13 protein-coding genes are annotated in these 15,803 nt (G+C 40.5%); 3 read left to right on the top strand and 10 right to left on the bottom strand.

The window, feature by feature from the left end; translation table 11 throughout:
* Nucleotides 1–348: 348 nt before the first annotated feature.
* The 4 genes from A379_RS05095 to A379_RS05080 are packed head-to-tail and all read right to left on the bottom strand — an operon-like array spanning nt 349 to nt 7,234.
* Nucleotides 349–1,392: an MBL fold metallo-hydrolase gene (locus A379_RS05095; RefSeq protein WP_040726319.1), complete on the bottom strand. Its 1,044-nt coding sequence runs from the start codon at nt 1,390–1,392 to the stop codon at nt 349–351.
* A gap of 12 nt (nt 1,393–1,404) precedes the next feature.
* Nucleotides 1,405–2,847 (bottom strand): efflux transporter outer membrane subunit, encoded by a 1,443-nt coding sequence (locus tag A379_RS05090; protein ID WP_040726318.1) that lies wholly within the window; start codon nt 2,845–2,847, stop codon nt 1,405–1,407.
* A 2-nt stretch (nt 2,848–2,849) separates the two neighbouring features.
* Complete coding sequence (locus A379_RS05085; protein WP_040726314.1) at nt 2,850–6,002, bottom strand: efflux RND transporter permease subunit; 3,153 nt, start codon at nt 6,000–6,002, stop codon at nt 2,850–2,852.
* A gap of 59 nt (nt 6,003–6,061) precedes the next feature.
* Complete coding sequence (locus tag A379_RS05080) at nt 6,062–7,234, bottom strand: efflux RND transporter periplasmic adaptor subunit (RefSeq protein ID WP_040726311.1); 1,173 nt, start codon at nt 7,232–7,234, stop codon at nt 6,062–6,064.
* A 134-nt stretch (nt 7,235–7,368) separates the two neighbouring features.
* Here A379_RS05080 and A379_RS05075 point away from each other — a divergent pair, with 134 nt between their 5' ends.
* The gene (locus A379_RS05075) at nt 7,369–8,019 is read left to right on the top strand and encodes a TetR/AcrR family transcriptional regulator (RefSeq protein WP_040726309.1); all 651 of its coding nucleotides are present in this window, start codon (nt 7,369–7,371) and stop codon (nt 8,017–8,019) included.
* Nucleotides 8,020–8,061: 42 nt separating this feature from the next.
* Here A379_RS05075 and A379_RS05070 read toward each other — a convergent pair whose 3' ends face one another.
* Nucleotides 8,062–9,534 (bottom strand): RimK family protein, encoded by a 1,473-nt coding sequence (locus A379_RS05070; protein ID WP_040726306.1) that lies wholly within the window; start codon nt 9,532–9,534, stop codon nt 8,062–8,064.
* A 131-nt stretch (nt 9,535–9,665) separates the two neighbouring features.
* Between A379_RS05070 and A379_RS05065 the strand changes: the two genes are divergently transcribed.
* The gene (locus A379_RS05065) at nt 9,666–10,778 is read left to right on the top strand and encodes a DUF2817 domain-containing protein (RefSeq protein ID WP_040726302.1); all 1,113 of its coding nucleotides are present in this window, start codon (nt 9,666–9,668) and stop codon (nt 10,776–10,778) included.
* The gene (locus A379_RS05060; protein WP_198525650.1) at nt 10,771–11,898 is read left to right on the top strand and encodes a GNAT family N-acetyltransferase/peptidase C39 family protein; all 1,128 of its coding nucleotides are present in this window, start codon (nt 10,771–10,773) and stop codon (nt 11,896–11,898) included. The genes A379_RS05065 and A379_RS05060 overlap by 8 nt, the downstream gene beginning before the upstream one ends.
* A gap of 22 nt (nt 11,899–11,920) precedes the next feature.
* Here the strand turns inward: A379_RS05060 and A379_RS05055 are convergent, their stop codons facing one another.
* From A379_RS05055 to A379_RS05035, 5 genes are all read right to left on the bottom strand, one after another.
* A complete protein-coding gene (locus A379_RS05055; protein ID WP_040726301.1) occupies nt 11,921–12,991 on the bottom strand; it encodes a mechanosensitive ion channel family protein in 1,071 nt (356 codons plus the stop codon).
* Between the two features lie 214 nt (nt 12,992–13,205).
* A complete protein-coding gene (locus A379_RS12620; RefSeq protein WP_051145016.1) occupies nt 13,206–14,027 on the bottom strand; it encodes an OmpA family protein in 822 nt (273 codons plus the stop codon).
* A 174-nt stretch (nt 14,028–14,201) separates the two neighbouring features.
* Nucleotides 14,202–15,029 carry a mechanosensitive ion channel domain-containing protein gene (locus A379_RS05045; protein ID WP_040726298.1) on the bottom strand — a complete coding sequence of 276 codons (828 nt, stop codon included), beginning with the start codon at nt 15,027–15,029 and terminating at the stop codon, nt 14,202–14,204.
* The gene (locus tag A379_RS05040) at nt 15,026–15,238 is read right to left on the bottom strand and encodes a hypothetical protein (protein ID WP_040726295.1); all 213 of its coding nucleotides are present in this window, start codon (nt 15,236–15,238) and stop codon (nt 15,026–15,028) included. Before A379_RS05040 ends, A379_RS05045 begins: the two co-directional genes overlap by 4 nt.
* Nucleotides 15,235–15,783: an RNA polymerase sigma factor gene (locus A379_RS05035; protein WP_040726294.1), complete on the bottom strand. Its 549-nt coding sequence runs from the start codon at nt 15,781–15,783 to the stop codon at nt 15,235–15,237. Before A379_RS05035 ends, A379_RS05040 begins: the two co-directional genes overlap by 4 nt.
* Between the last annotated feature and the right edge of the window lie 20 nt (nt 15,784–15,803).

Below are 15,803 nucleotides of genomic sequence, written 5' to 3'. Positions count from 1 at the left end.
GATGCATCGTTGACCAGGGTGTAAATGACTTTCTGATAGGCACAAGTAAGCCTCGTGAAAGATTTGCACCAAACGATTGATTCCTCGGGACGTATCCTCTGGATTAGACTTGACCTATTAAGGTCTAAGGAAAGGGGGCGCCTAAACGCAGTAGAAATTGTATTAAATACAATAAATAAAATAATATTTTTTTAAGTTTATTAAATCACAATTATTATAACAAATTAAATCTATATTTCAAGTTCTTAGCAAGGTTTTGCCGTTGTGGGGTTCGCTTTCTAAAGAAGAATAATGCAATAATATTAACGTGTTAAACCCGTTATTAAACGGGTTTAATTATCTTTTTAGCTATCTGTTCAACTCATTATAGATATTTCTGGCATTTCTTTCGTATAGCTCTTTATAGGCAGGTCTTGCTTGATGTTTAGATTGGTCAATTGTGCCAATGTCATCCACTCTGCCGCCATCTTTTATAAACGCTTTTACTTGATTTGCAAGCTCCACAAAATAGTCATAAGTTTGTACTTTAATCACTTGTGCATTTGCTGGGTTGCCGTGTCCAGGAATTATAATGGTGTCATTATTCGTCAAGCGCATCATCTTATCAAACGAGGCCATCCACTCAATGTAACTACCATCTTCAAACAGGCCTGGTAAACGTTCATTAAAACCTAAATCACCACTAAAAACGATGTTTTTTGAGGGAATATAAGCGCCTGTCATGGTTGGGGTGTGCCCACCGCCAAAGTTAATTAATTGAACTTGTTCGCCATTGCCCACATCAATGGTTATTTGGTCTTTAAAGCTGGTGTATTTACTGGTTGCATTGTAAGAATGGCTATTAATCACCGTACCTACAGAGCGTGTGTATCTTGCTTTAGCTTTGTTGAAGTTTTTGTCCCAATATTTGGTTGCCTCTTCTTGTGAATAAATATTTTTAACACCAATATCTACCCAATAACTTGCGCCCATATTGGCGTGGCCTTGGTAGTTCTCAATAGCCACCCACTTGACGGGTTTGTTAGTAACCTTTTTCAAGGCCTGATGAAAGCTATAAGCAACGGCTTCATTAGGCCCTGAGTTATAAACAAAAACGCCATCTTCAAAAATAACGGCGCTCATATTGTTATTAAAACCAAAATTGCCAGGATTACCCCAAATCATACTACCAACCGAGGTATAAACTCCTGGAGCCACCTCTTTTAACTGCGGGATAGGCAAGGTTTTACCGATATAGCCCAGCTGTTTTTCTAAGCTGCTAACTTCTTTTGCATACTCTGGATACGCTTCACTAAAAGAGTCTGCGTAAACAGCGGCCGTTACAGGGTTGGAAAAACATAGCGCAATCAGTGCTGAGAGGCCGATAACTTCTTTGTTATAACGTTTGAACATGCTTCATTTTCCTTATGAATTGTTATTCTGGCTGCCTTGCCAATTACCACCCAATGCTTTATACAAACTCACTAGGGCACTTGAGTGATTCAGTTTCATGCTGACTTGTGCAAGTTCAGCTGTAAAGAGGTTTCGCTGTGCATCCAGCACTTCTAAATAGCTTGAGTAACCTGCGTCAAAGCGTTTTTGCGCTAAATCCAATATTTGGTTCAGTGCAATGACTTGTCGTTGCGTTGCTTCAAGCTGTTTGCTACTGCCTTTTAGCTGTGTTAACGCATCCAAAACCTCTTTAAAGGCTGTGCGCACAGTTTGCTGATATTGAATGGCTAAGGCTTGCTTCTGAGCTTCCGTTGTTTGTACTTGTGACTGACGTTTTCCGTAATCAAAAATAGGCGCATTAATCGCAGCCGAAGCATTCCAACCAATAGATTGGTCGCTGAATAACTGATTTAGGGCTTCACTCTGAAAACCTACCAGGCCTGTTAAACTGATAGAAGGAAACAGAGCCGCTTTAGCTACGCCAATATTAGCATTTGCCGCAATTAAACGCTGTTCCATTGCAACAATGTCGGGTCTACGTTCCAGTAAGTCAGAAGGCAGGCCTGCTGGAATAGGTAAACGATCACTTAACGTAAGCGTTTGTGTTTCTATCGTTTTGCTGGTTAACGTACTCATCGCTTTAGGTGAACGACCGACTAAAACCGCTAAAGCATGCAGTTGTAAATCACGTTGCTCAATCTGTTGTTGTAAGGCGATTTGAACTGAAGCTAACTCTGATTCCGCTTGATGGACATAGAGTGGTGTTACAGAACCATATTCAAGTTGAGTTTGGCGGAGTGTCAGAGCCTCTTGTCGAGACTGAACCGTGTTTTGTGCCAAACGTACGTTTTGATTTAAGGCCATTAAATTTAAATAGGCTTTAGCTACCGCCGTGGTCACACTTAATTTAATGGTTTTTTGATCCGCTTCGGTGGCATTTACATTAGCTTGTGCTTGCTGTTTTAAAGCGTCATTTTTACCCCAAACATCAAGCTCATAACTTAAAAGTGCACCTAGTGTAAACTGCCCAAAGGTATACTGTGAGCCAACAGGGTAAGCTTCTTCACTGACTTGAGTTCGGGCTAAATCACTGCTTACACTCAATTCCGGGTATTGCGCTGAAGCACTCTGTGTTAACAGTAAACGGGCTTGTTGTAAATTGAGTTTGGCCAGTTGAATATCACTGTTATGGGTTAGCGCTTCATTAATCAAATGAAATAGGTTTTGATCTCCAGAGAGTTGCTGTAACCAGGCCTGTTCATTTAAATCTAAATTCATTACCACGCTGTTTTGTTGGTTTTGCCAGTTTTCAGAACTCGGTAGTTCTGTTTTAGGTGTTTGATAAGCTGGAATTTGACTACAACCCGCCAATAACATGACGGGAATGAGAGTCGAAATGGTGAATAATTGTTTCATTATTAAGACTCCTTATTTTCTGTGGTTAGCGGTTCAGAAGGCTGTGGTTTTTTTGAGCCAAATCGTTCTGAAAAACCTGCCACCAAACGGAAAAACATCGGTACAAATAAGGGCGCAAACAGGGTGGCGGCAATCATACCTCCTACCAGGCCTGTACCCACGGCATGACGTGCCGCTGCACCTGCCCCCGTGCTTAACATTAATGGTATTGCGGCAATCGTAAAGGCCAAGGAGGTCATAACAATCGGTCTAAACCTAAGTCTGGCAGCTATTTCGGCAGCTTCTGCAAGTGGTATGCCTTGTTTGTGTTTTTGCATAGCCACCTCAACAATCAAAATGGCATTTTTGGCGGATAAACCAATTAAGGTCAGTAAGCCGAGCTGGAAGTAGATATCATTCTGTAAACCGCCTAAACTCACCGCAATGGTTGCTCCTAATACCGCAAAAGGCACAGCGGTTAAAACGGCAATAGGAATTGACCACCGTTCATACTGCGCGGCAAGAATTAAAAAGACAAACAATAAACCAAATAAGAAGGCCTGGTTACCCGAGCTTGATGATTGTTTTTCTTGGAAGGCTTCACCGACCCAACCCAGACTATAACCCTGAGGCATTATTTCATTAGCGACCTCTTCAAAAGCGGCAATCGCTTGCCCTGAACTATAACCAGGAGCGGGTTCGCCCATTAATTTGGCCGCAGGGAATAGGTTAAAACGGTCAACAACATCGGCTCCTGTTTGACGTTCTACACTAACAAGTGAACTAAGCGGAATCATTTGCCCAGTTTGCGAACGCACAAATACTTGCGCCAAGTCCTCAGGCTTTTCGCGGTAGTTGGCTTCTGACTGCAGGTTCACTTTATAGGTGCGTCCATAGAGGTTAAAGTCATTCACATAAAGAGAACCAAAGGTGGCTTGCATGGCTGCGAAGACATCATTGATTGGCACTTGCATAGCCTGAGCTTTTTCGCGGTCAAGTTTTATCTCATATTGCGGAACCTTGGTTGAAAAGGTAGTACGAACCGAAGCCAACTCTGGGCGGGCTGTTGCTTTAGCAATTAATTCTTCGGTTGTTTTAGCTAATGCCTGAGAGCCATCGCCATTACGGTTTTGTAAATAAGCTTCAAAACCACCTGTCATACTCATGCCCATAATCGTAGGCATTCCAATTGGAATACTAAAAGCATCAGGAATCGCCATCAATTGACCAAATAATTGCCCGACAATTGCAGATGAGCTTTCATTAGGTTCTTGACGTTCATCCCAATGTTTTAGGGTAACAAAAGAGATAGCAGAGTCGGTTTTTTGTGTAAACGTCTGTAAATCAAAACCAGCAAAACTGATTGCATGTTCAACACTAGGGTGTTGCAGTAACATCTCAGATGCTTGATCTCTAGCCACCTCAGTGCGCGCTAGAGACGAAGCTGGCGGTAGGTAGTTTAAAACAAACAGTGTTCCTTTATCTTCTTGGGGTAATAAACCTTTTGGTAAGCCACCTAACGATTGATAAGTAATAAATACCAGGCCTGCAAAAAGCAATACGCTGATTAAGCTATAACGCATAATGGTGCGAACACCCGCTGAAAAACCTTTGGTTGTGGTCTCAAAGAAACGGTTAAAAGCATGAAAAAATCCGCTTGATTTCGTTTGTACTGGTTGCAATATATTGGCGCATAAAGCGGGGGTGAGTGTTAAAGCCACTAAACCAGAGATTGTGACGGAGATAACAATAGTAATGGCAAATTGTTTATACATTTGACCCGTTAGGCCTTCAATAAATGCAACAGGAATAAATACGGCGCCAAGCACCAAAACAATAGCGATAATTGGTCCTGTGATTTCACTCATCGCCTTAATGGTTGCCTCACGCGCAGAGAGTTTTTCTGTGTGCATAATGCGCTCTACGTTTTCGACCACAATAATGGCATCATCGACCACAATTCCTATGGCGAGTATCATGCCAAAAAGCGTTAATTGGTTGATTGAAAAACCTAACAGATACATACCAATAAAAGTACCAATAATGGATACGGGTATGGCAAGTACTGGAATTAAAGTAGCGCGGGCATTTTGTAAGAAGAGGTAAACCACTAACACCACTAAAATAAGTGCTTCAAAAAGGGTATAAATTACCTTTTCAATTGAGATATTGACGAACTCCGTGGTGTCATAAGGCACTGCATAATCTAAGCCTTTTGGAAAACTTTTTGATAGCTCGGCAAGTTTTGAATCAATCTGTTCAGAGGTTTCTAAAGCGTTAGCCCCAGGTTTTAAAAACACCCCAATTGGCACAGTCGGTTTGCCGTCATAGGTGGCATTAAAGGCGTAGTCTTGAGCGCCCAGTTCAACTCGTGCAACATCTTTTAAACGTAAAGAATTACCATCACTTTGCGCACGTAAAATAATGTTTTCAAATTGTTCAGGTTGCGATAAACGTCCTTCTGTTGTTACCGTGTAGGTAAATGCTTGTGCATTTTCCATTGGTTCCTGTCCAAATCGACCTGCAGCAAACTGTGAGTTTTGCGATTGTATTGTTTGGTAAATATCATTTGGTGTTAGGTTATATTGCGCTAATTTATTTGGGTCTAACCAAATACGCATGGAGTAATCTTTACTGCCAAACTGGCGAGCCTCGCCCACGCCAGGAATTCTGGATAGCTCATCCAAAACGTTAATTAAGCCATAGTTGGCAATAAACACGGTATCGAGTGTTGAATCATCTGAATAGAGCGAGATAACTTTTAAAATACTTGATGATTTTTTATTAACTTGAACACCAATACGCTGAACCTCGGAGGGTAATTTGCTTAAAGCGCCCTGTACCTTGTTATTAACATTGATATTGGCTTTATCAATATCCGTACCGATTTTAAAGGTGACTGTTAATGTTAAAGTGCCTGATGATGAGGTTACAGAGTTAATGTAAAGCATGTCATCTATGCCATTAATGGCTTGCTCCAGGGGGGCGGCCACGGTATCCGATATGGTTTCAGCACTGGCACCAGGGTAACTTGCCGTTACGGCAACTTGTGGCGGAACAATTTCTGGGTATTCGGAAATAGGTAGCGATTTCATCGCTAGATAACCCGCAATTATGACAACAAGCGACAGAACCGTTGCAAGTACAGGGCGGTTAATAAAATAGTTAGAAAACATGGTGAATCCTTAAATTAACGTTTTGCAGGTTAATGACTGTATAAGCGATAAACGTCAAATTATTGAGACGATTGGTTGTTATCAGCGTTCGCTGTTTTTTCGGGTAGTACGGTTACAGGTGTTTTTGGTCTAAGTTTAATGAGATTATTCACCACAACCATATCGCCGTCTTTTAGCCCTGAATCAATGAGCCAATTATTACCCTGTTGAGCCTCAATTTGCACGGGAGCTAGGTTAGCAATGCCATCTTCAACTTTATACACAAAGGCTTGTTGACCCATTTGCAAAACGGCTTTTTGAGGTATGACAAAAACATTTCTCCTAATTGCACTGCCCACTCTTAAACGTACAAATTCACCTGGCAATAAGTTGGTATTTGGGTTGTCAAATACGGCACGAGCCTGAATACTTCCTGTTGCAGGATTGATTTGACTATCGATAAAATTAATATGACCTGAGGCCAATACTTTGTTTTGGTTGTTGATAATTTCTGCTGTCCACTCTTTTTGCGGTAAGGCTTTAAGCTTGCCAGCTTCAACCATTTTTTGCTGTTTAGTAAAGTCAGCATCAGGAATAGCAAATATCACATGAATAGTGTCGAGCTGGGTAATTGTAGTCAGCAGGCTGTTGTCTGAGCTACTTCCCACTAAACTACCAATATCTTGCTGTTTTATACCGATTACACCAGAAGCCTCAGCGCGAACCTCTGTGTAGTCTAGATCAATTTGAGTTTCATTCAGTGCAGCTTGTTGGCCAAGTAGATTCGCTTTTGCAAGTTCCAAAGTTGATAGAGCACTGTCTACTTCTTGAGCACTCACTGCTTTGTTTTTATATAAGCCTTTTACACGATTGTATTCACGTTCAGCCTGGTTAAGGTTGGCTTGAGCAACGCTTACTTGCGCTTTAGCTTTAAGAACCATGGCACGGTACTTACGATCATCAATTTTATAGAGCAACTGCCCTGTTTTGACGGTTTGGCCTTCGGTAAAAAACTTTTTCTCTAAAATGCCACTGACTCGAGCGTACACATCTACTTGTTGAGCCGATTGAGAACGAGCAGAATATTCTGCATAGGTCGCTACATCTTGTTGGATAACCGCTTTGGCCACAACGGGCATTGCTTGTGGTTTTTGCGGTTGTTCAGCCGCAATGACAAAAAGTGGGATAAATAAAAATGCGCTGATTACACTTTTAGCAAAGCGAGTTTTTGGACTAAAAATGGCTGAAAACATCATGAATTCCTATGCATATTATAAAGTTGAATACAAAAGTGTAGCACATACTACACTTTTATTTCAATCATCAGAAAAAATAAATTTTAAGGTACAATATCCTTATTATTACTCTTGAATTATTTGTACTCACTATGTCTCAATTTCCTACTCATAAAATCGTTGAACCCTCTAATAAAAGAGGGTTAGCGCGCCAACAAAAGTTTTTAGAAACCGCCGAGGAAATGTTTTTAACACAAGGTTATGCCAGTACGAGCGTGAATGAAATCGTGCGATTATCTGGCGGGTCTTTAGTGACCTTGTATAGAATGTTTGGTAATAAACTCGGTTTATTTGAGGCGGTATTTAGGAAAATAACCCTGACTTTTTTCAATGAGTTGGAAGAGGGAGTGGTTTGGAGTGATGATATAGAGCTTAGTTTGCAACGTTTTGGTAAGCACATGCAGAGCGTGATATTAAGGCCAGATGGTATTGCTATTTATCGAATGGTGTTAATGGAAAACAATGCTGACCAGCAAGAAATACAAAGAATTTACTATAAATATGGGCCACAAGTTGCTATTGGAATGTTGGCTAATTATTTAGATAAACAAGTTCAAGCTGAAAAAATTGCGGTAGAAGATACTTATTTGGCGGCTTCACAGTTTATGGAAATGATTAAAGGCGCTTTTGTAAATCGACAACTGTTTGGTGAAGTGATTTCTGAAGAAGAGGTCGCCTTGGCACTAAAGCAAGGCGTACAGATTTTTTTAAATGGGTTATCCGTTCAAAAAACAGATTTATGAAAACCAACTGATCCCTCGTAGACAAGGGCGGGTTTTAGTTATTTAAGGCTTTTTTCCACGTGAATCAATTCGTTCAATAAAATCTTTAATGATTTCATTGTAAAGTTGTTTACCTAAATAGGCATCTTCCACGCCGTGCTCAATACTGGGGTTATCATTCACTTCAATGACCACAACGCGGTCGCCCGACTGCTTAATATCCACCCCATAAAAACCGTTACCAATTAGTTTAGTTGCTTTTAAAGCGGTCTCAATAACCTTTTTAGGTGCTTCAAAAGAGGGTAAGGTCTCAAATCCGCCTGACTCGGTATTATTGGTTTCATGTTTATAGATTTGCCAGTGGTTATTCACCATATAGTAACGGCAAGCAAACAGGGGTTTATGGTTTAGCACTCCAATACGCCAATCGTACTCGGTGTACATAAACTCTTGCGCCAACAATAATGCAGACTCTTCAAATAACGTTTTTGCCTCAGTTTCTAACGCCTGCTGATTTTCAACCTTAACAATACCTCGCGAGAAAGAACCGTCTGGAATTTTAAGCACCATTGGAAAACCGATTTCGCTTTCTAATGTTTTGAAGACTTCACTAGAGGCGTTTTTTACAATACGGGTTTTTGGGGTATCAACTTTATGGGTATTAAGTAGATCCGCCAAATAGACCTTGTTGGTACAGCGTAAAATGGAGGTTGGGTCATCAATGACTACGAGGCCTTCAGCTTCGGCTTTTTTGGCAAACTGATAGGTGTAGTGGTTCACTGAGGTCGTTTGACGAATAAATAGTGCATCAAATTCGGCTAAACGCATGTAGTCTTTACGAGTAATTCGCTCGGTCGCCATGCCTTGTTGATGAGCGGCTTTTTCAAATAGTTTTAACGCTTTCTCATCGCTTGGCGGTAGCTCTTCTTTGGGGTCAATTAAAATCGCTAAATCGTAGCGGAACTGTTTTTGCAGCTTTGGTTTACGCCACATTTTTAAACTAAAGCGTTCAAATGCATTAGCAAAAGCTTCTTGTTCAGCCGCTTCTTTTAGGTATGAGAGTGCAATGGCTTTAACACGTTTAATTTGCCAAGCGTCTTTGTAGGTGAGCGTTACTTCTAATAATGGTGTGGGAAAACGTTCAAATAAAGTATTGGCCAATTTTTCAAATTGCGGTTGCAGTGTTTGTCCAAACCAACAACGAAATTTTAGACTATCACCATTTTGTCCATGAGCGAGGTTGCTCATCAATTGGTTGGTTTTCTCAAATTGAAGTGAAGCCAATGAGTGGCTTCCCATATCGTTAATGGTTTTGACTGATGGAAAGGCGTTATGGTCTCTAGCCTCAGCCAATAATGAACAGTAATAGCCTGTTTTTAAATAGCGATAATCACGGCATAAATTAATAATGCGCACACGTTTTTTCTTAGAGTTTGATGTCTGTTCAAGATAGTCATCAAAAGTAATAACATCTTGGCTAGGGTAGTAAGGTTGCCAGTCGCTTAGCTTGTCCACAACGACATAAAATTGGCTCATTAAGGTCTCCGTAAATGAGGTTGAAATAAAAGTGATTTTTACAGTAAAAATAGTTAAATAACAATCAAAATTTTACTTGGCATTTCAATATTTTAAGCAGTATGATTCGTTTTCCAGTATAAGGAATTCTAATGTTTAATTTACACGCCGATTTAGTGCCTATTTGCTTTCAAAAAGAGTATCTTTCAAGCCGTACATTTTTTCAAAAAACACAGCAAATATTTCCTGCTGCTTTGCTTGTTGAGCAGCGTGAATTTGAGCACCCCTTAAAAGGGCCAAATAATGAACCTTTATTTTGTGATGTGCTTTTTTTAGGGCAATCAACTACACCAAAAGCGGTTTTGGTACTCATTTCGGGCACGCATGGTGTCGAAGGGTTAACAGGTTCGGCGGTGCAAGCCGATTTACTTCCAGAGCTGGTTGAGGTGTTACAGGCAAATGCTGACTTAGGTGTATTGATGATTCACGCTTTAAATCCTTGGGGAGTGGCCTGGTCAAGACGATGTGATCACCAAGGTATTGATTTGAATCGCAACTTTATTGATTTTTCGGACGAACTTCCTGTGCAAGAAGGGTATAAAGAAATTAACCAGGCCTGTTCAATGTTAGATGAACAAGGGTATAAGGGGTTAAAATCCGCTTTTTCTGCGGATGCGTTTGATGAGTTTATAGCATCCTTAACTCGCGGGCAGTATCAAGATCAGAACGGGCTTTTTTATGGTGGTAAAGCCCCTTCTTGGTCACGTGAAGTGCTTAATCAAATAACTTCACATGCTTTTATTCAGCAGGCTGAACGTTTGTCGGTCATAGATGTGCATACGGGTTTGGGGCCTTATGGCTATGGTGAGGTTATCAATGACCATGAGCCTAATAGCAAAGGGTTTGAGTGGGCAAGTCGGTTGTATGGTGATAACGCTTATTCTGCCCTGTTAGGGGAGTCTTCTTCTGCGCCAAAACTGGGGTTGTTGGACTTTTATTGGCATAACATTATTCAAGACCGAGGTTGTTTTATCACATTAGAATTTGGTACTTATCCCGTTGAACAGTTGATTTCAAACCTATGGTTTGAGCAACAATACCAGTTGAGTTTGCAAGAGGGGGAGCCCCGTAAATTGGATGAGAGCCGAGTGGTGGCGATGAGAAACTTTTTTTATCCATTTGAAGCGAGCTGGCAACAACAGGTGCTGTTTCGTTCTCGGCAGGTGGTGAACCTAGCCTTAACAGGATTAACAGAACATGGTTGATAAACAGCCAATGGAACAAACAGCAATTCGTTTGGCGAATAAAGAAGATTTAACCGCCTTATTAGAGATTGAAAATGGCTGTTTTACCACTGACAAACTGTCACGTAGAAGCTTTAAACACTTTATTAAAAATGGCGCTCATCAATTATGGCTGTTTACTCTAAATGGCCAAGTCATTGGTTACTCTTTGCTTCTCTACCGAACAGGCACAAGTTTGGCACGTTTGTACTCAATCGTTCTAGTGCCTGAAGCACGTGGCAAAGGTTACGCCAGTGAAATTTTAAAACACGCCGAACAGCAAGCCGCAGAGCGTTTGTGTGTGTATATGCGTTTAGAAGTTAACCAACAAAATCAAGCGGCGATTAAGTTATATCAATCGTTTGGCTATAAAACGATTGGTGAACTGCCTGGTTATTACGAAGACGGTGGGGATGCGTTTAAGATGGAAAAACGCATTGTGTTAAGTGCCAAACGTAAACATCGCCCTAAACCTTATTACCAACAAACAACCGAGTTTACCTGTGGCCCAGCCTCATTGATGATGGCGATGAAAACCCTAGATAAAAATTATGAGATGACACGCCATGAAGAGTTGCAAATTTGGCGCGAAGCGACCACGATTTTTATGACCTCTGGGCATGGCGGCTGTTCACCTCACGGTTTAGCTTTAAGCGCTTGGCGCAGAGGGTTTAAAGTTAAATTGTGTATTAATACCGACGAAACCCCATTTGAAGATGGGCTACGTAGTGAAGAGAAAAAACACATTATTCGTTTGGTGCACCAAGAGTTTTTGAGTCAGATGGCGCAAACAGACATTGATTTAAGTGTTCAGCAGTTAAGTGATGCTGAGATGGATTCGTTATTAGAGAGTGAATACCCTGTTTTGGCACTGATTAGTACTTGGCGTTTTAATCGTAATAAAGCACCACACTGGGTTTATGTAGCCGCTTCGGATGATGCGTGTTTTTATATAAATGACCCCGATATGAGCGGTGAAGACTATTTAACACAAACAGATTTTGAGCAAGTGCCAGTAAAACGCCAAAGCTTTAATGCCATGGCGCGATTTGGACAAAAAAAATTGCGCGCTTTGTTGGTTATTTCGCCGCAAAAGTCCTAAGTAAAAATATGATTACTGAACATTATTCAGAAATGTGTTCAGGCATCGATTTAATATAAAGGTCGTGTTTGCTGAATGGGATTTCAATGCCTTCAATGGCAAAACGTTTGTAAATGGCGGTGTTTAAACTATCTACAACTCGTCCACGAATTTCAGGGTCGTCAATCCAAACCAATAGTTCTAAATCTAAGCCAGAAGCACCAAAACGTCTGAAACGTACGCGTGGTTCTGGGTCGGTACAAATCTGAATTTCTTGTTTAGCGATATCCATAAGGGTCTGTTTGGCATGATCGATATCTACATCGTAAGCCACGCTCACGGCAACTCGGGTTCTGGATTTAATATGACGACCTGATGATTCATTAACGATTTTACCGTTAGCGATAATCGCATTGGGTACGTTAATCTCTAGGTCATCACGGGTTAAAATTCGGGTAGAACGCAAACCAATATGGGTTACCATGCCACGTTCACCGCTATCTATCACAATGTAATCGCCAATCTTATAAGGCGAATCTGCCAAAATAAATACACCTGAAAGCAGGTTGGCAATGGTGTCTTTAGCTGCAAAACCAACCGCAATACCAATAATACCCGCCGAGGCTAACCAAGCACTCATGTCGATATTCCAGGTGATAAATAATAGGTAGAAAATAATCAGTACAACCAATACCGCTGCAATATTTTCAAATAAAGGCAGGGTTTGGGGTTGAATAAAGGAACCAGGTTTATGGGTTTGGCTCAGATTTTTGAGGCTGAATTGCGAGCTACGATAAATAAACTGACCCCAAACAATCGTATCAATACTTTGTAGAATCATTGGCAGGAGAGTTTGTAACTTGTCACCTAACTCAAAAAGATGAAAGGCATTATGAATACCAATCAATAGAATAGAAACAGTAATAGGAAGACGAATGGCCTGAAAGATAAAGGCCAAATTAACGCGATGTTTCAGTTGTGCCCATTTTAGTAATGTCCATTGAATAAAGTAACTAATGAATAGCGCAATGACTGCTGCAATCGTAAGTAAAATAAGGGCGTCAATCAATGGATGATTTGGGTAGCTGAAAGAGTCTTTAATAAAATCGAGCATTGGAACCTCTAATCCGTGATAAGTTTGTTAGCTAGGCAGACAGTTTAAACATTAGGTTAAAGATAGCGGTATTGCTTTGGTTCTGTCAACATAACTGAATATTGGTGAAGAAGATAAAGTGATATTAATCATAAAAAAACGGCCGAATCCATGCTATTGGAGACGACCGTTTTAAATCGCATTTTAAGCTCACTTGTGGTGAGCTCTAGTTAGCTTATTTAATGATTTCTAACTCAACACGACGGTTTTCAGCACGACCTTCTTTAGTGCGGTTAGTCGCAATCGGTTGTGTTTCACCAAAGCCTTCTGTTTGAATGCGTTGGCCATCAATACCCTTAGATTCAAGGTAGGTTTTGACCGCATTAGCACGTCTTTCTGATAACCCTTGGTTATAGGCTTCAGTTCCTGTTGAATCTGTATGACCGCTCACTTTTACCGAGGTATTGGTGTTGCGTTCCATATACTCAGAGTAGTCATTTAATTTGGTTTTTGCTTCATCTTTTAATAGGCTTTTATTGGTATCAAAGAATCCACGGAAAGCAACAGGTGCGTCATCTTTCACTTTAGTTACAACGGGAGCAGGTTTTGGTACTAGCACAGGTGCAGGTTTAACCACTTCAGGCGCTTTTGGTTCTGCCCAGCCTTCACATTTAGGAATGGCCGTCTCTTTTGACCAATGAATCGTGCGAACGCAGTAACCGTAACCATCACGCACAATACGATTGCTTGAGTCGATAACGTAGGCGTTTTGTTTTGAACCATCAATATCTTCTTTTGCAGGAGCTAACAAAGTTGGAGCAGGTGCTGCTACTCTTTCAGAGGTATTGCTTTCGGCTTTAGGCGCTGTTTGTGTTGCTTTCTCGCAGCTTGCATCAGCCGTTTCAGCTGTCCATTTAGATGAGCGGACACAACTTCCGTAATTGTCTTTAACAATAGCGCCATATCCGTCTGTAACATAGGCTTCATTTGCAGCAAAGGCATTTGAGCTAGCCGTAACCGTAATCAATGCAATAATAGGAAGTAGTTGTGTTTTCATAATAAATAATCCTTTATATCTGTTTTAAGTCAAAAATAACTTTTCGTTAATTAAGACGGTTAGTTACTGTAATAAGTCACAAATATTTTCAAAATTCTTTTCAAAATTGAAAATATTTTTAGGTCTGTTTTAAAGTTACCAGGCCTGGTAACTTTAAATAATGCTGAACAGCTGTTATTTCTGTTGTTTGCTGTAAATTTGGTCTAGGAGTTGGTCATTGGGAATCACCACGATTTCATCCTCGGTTTTGATTTGAGTGCTGCTTGCATCTATTTTTAACACCTCTCCTGTTTTACCTTGAACACTAATGACGTCTTTGACATTGATGTGCTCTTTTAAATAGTAGCTAGAGAGTATTTTTTTTAGTTGGGGGGCGCTACCAATCCCTATGGCAATGGCAATCGCTAAGGCAAAGCTGGTAAAGGCGACCAAGATAATCATTTGAATTAGCTGAGTGTCAAAGGCGAGCTGTTCTAAAACGGTTAGCACGATGATAACGACCAATACACCGTAAACAAAGCTAGAGACGAGTTTGGCGGCCGCGGGAATGAAGTTTTTAAGTGCGCTGTTTAAAGCATTGCGAATAAAGTGCGCTACAAATAAACCAGCCACCAAAATAATGAGTGCCGCCATTAGGTTTGGAATATACATGGCGATTTTGCTTAAGGTATCTACAAAGCCTGTAAGCCCTGCATATTCAGCAGCAGTAATAAAGGTAAATAGCATAATAAGCCAAAAAAACAGACCCGCTAAAAGGGTAGATGGGGTTTGTTTAATACCTACGGCTAAGATTTTTTTATCTAAGTGTATGCGTTCTGCGGCGCAATCAAACTTGAGCTTTTTGAAAAGGTTAAAGCTGATTTTGCGCACAAAAATAGCCAGTAAATAGCCTGTTAATAACACCAGTAAGGCAATGAAAATATCAGGCAAAACCATTAAGAAGTTGTTGTAGGCATCTCCCCAAGTGAACTCAATTCTCTCTTTAACCGTATTAATATTCATTTGTTGTCCTTTGTCTTAGACAGTGTTTTAGCCATGGAAAAAATCGCTAAAGGCATTACATAGATAAATAAAATCAAAATTTCTTGAATAAATGTTAACCAGTTTACACCTTGAATAATCATGGAGGTACGTTGTTCTTTACTGTGCTGACTGTCATCAATAGACAGGAGGTTTTTCAGCTTGTTTTCATCTATCGATGGTTGGCTCATAAGCAGTATTTCTCATAAAGTTGTTTAAATCCTTCCATTGCTCGGTATAAGCGCATTTTGGTCGCACTGAGTTTTATCTCCAGGATATCGGCAATCTCTTGTAAGCTCAACTCGGTATTAAAACGCATGCTGATAATCGCCTTTTCCTGCTCTTGTTGCTGATTAATGCAGTATTGAACACAACGCTCTTCATCATCGCATTCAAACTCTTTACTTAATTGTAAGTCGTCAGCATAGTCATCAATAGAGTCATGTTGGGTGAATGATTTTCTTTGCGCTGCGGTATGGCATAAATTAATTGCGATACGGTATAACCAGGTCGAAAACTGCGCGTCACCCCGAAAATTTTTTAATTGCTGAAACACTTTTAAAAAAGTTTCTTGTGAGATCTCTTCAGCTTGCTCTGCATTGCCAAAATAGCGTAAACAGATGGCATAGACCTTTTGTTCATGCCTATTGACCAACTCTTCAAATGCCAAAGTTACGTGGGGTAACTCTTGTTTGGCCTGTTCAACGATTTCAGTATCGGTTAATGCTTTAAACATGTTATTTTTGATTATTCCTA

The sequence above is a fragment of the Thiomicrorhabdus sp. Kp2 genome (assembly GCF_000478585.1).
Lineage (GTDB): Bacteria > Pseudomonadota > Gammaproteobacteria > Thiomicrospirales > Thiomicrospiraceae > Thiomicrorhabdus.
The sequence above is the reverse complement of the archived record's forward strand: the minus strand, read 5'-3'. Positions and strand labels throughout refer to the sequence as shown.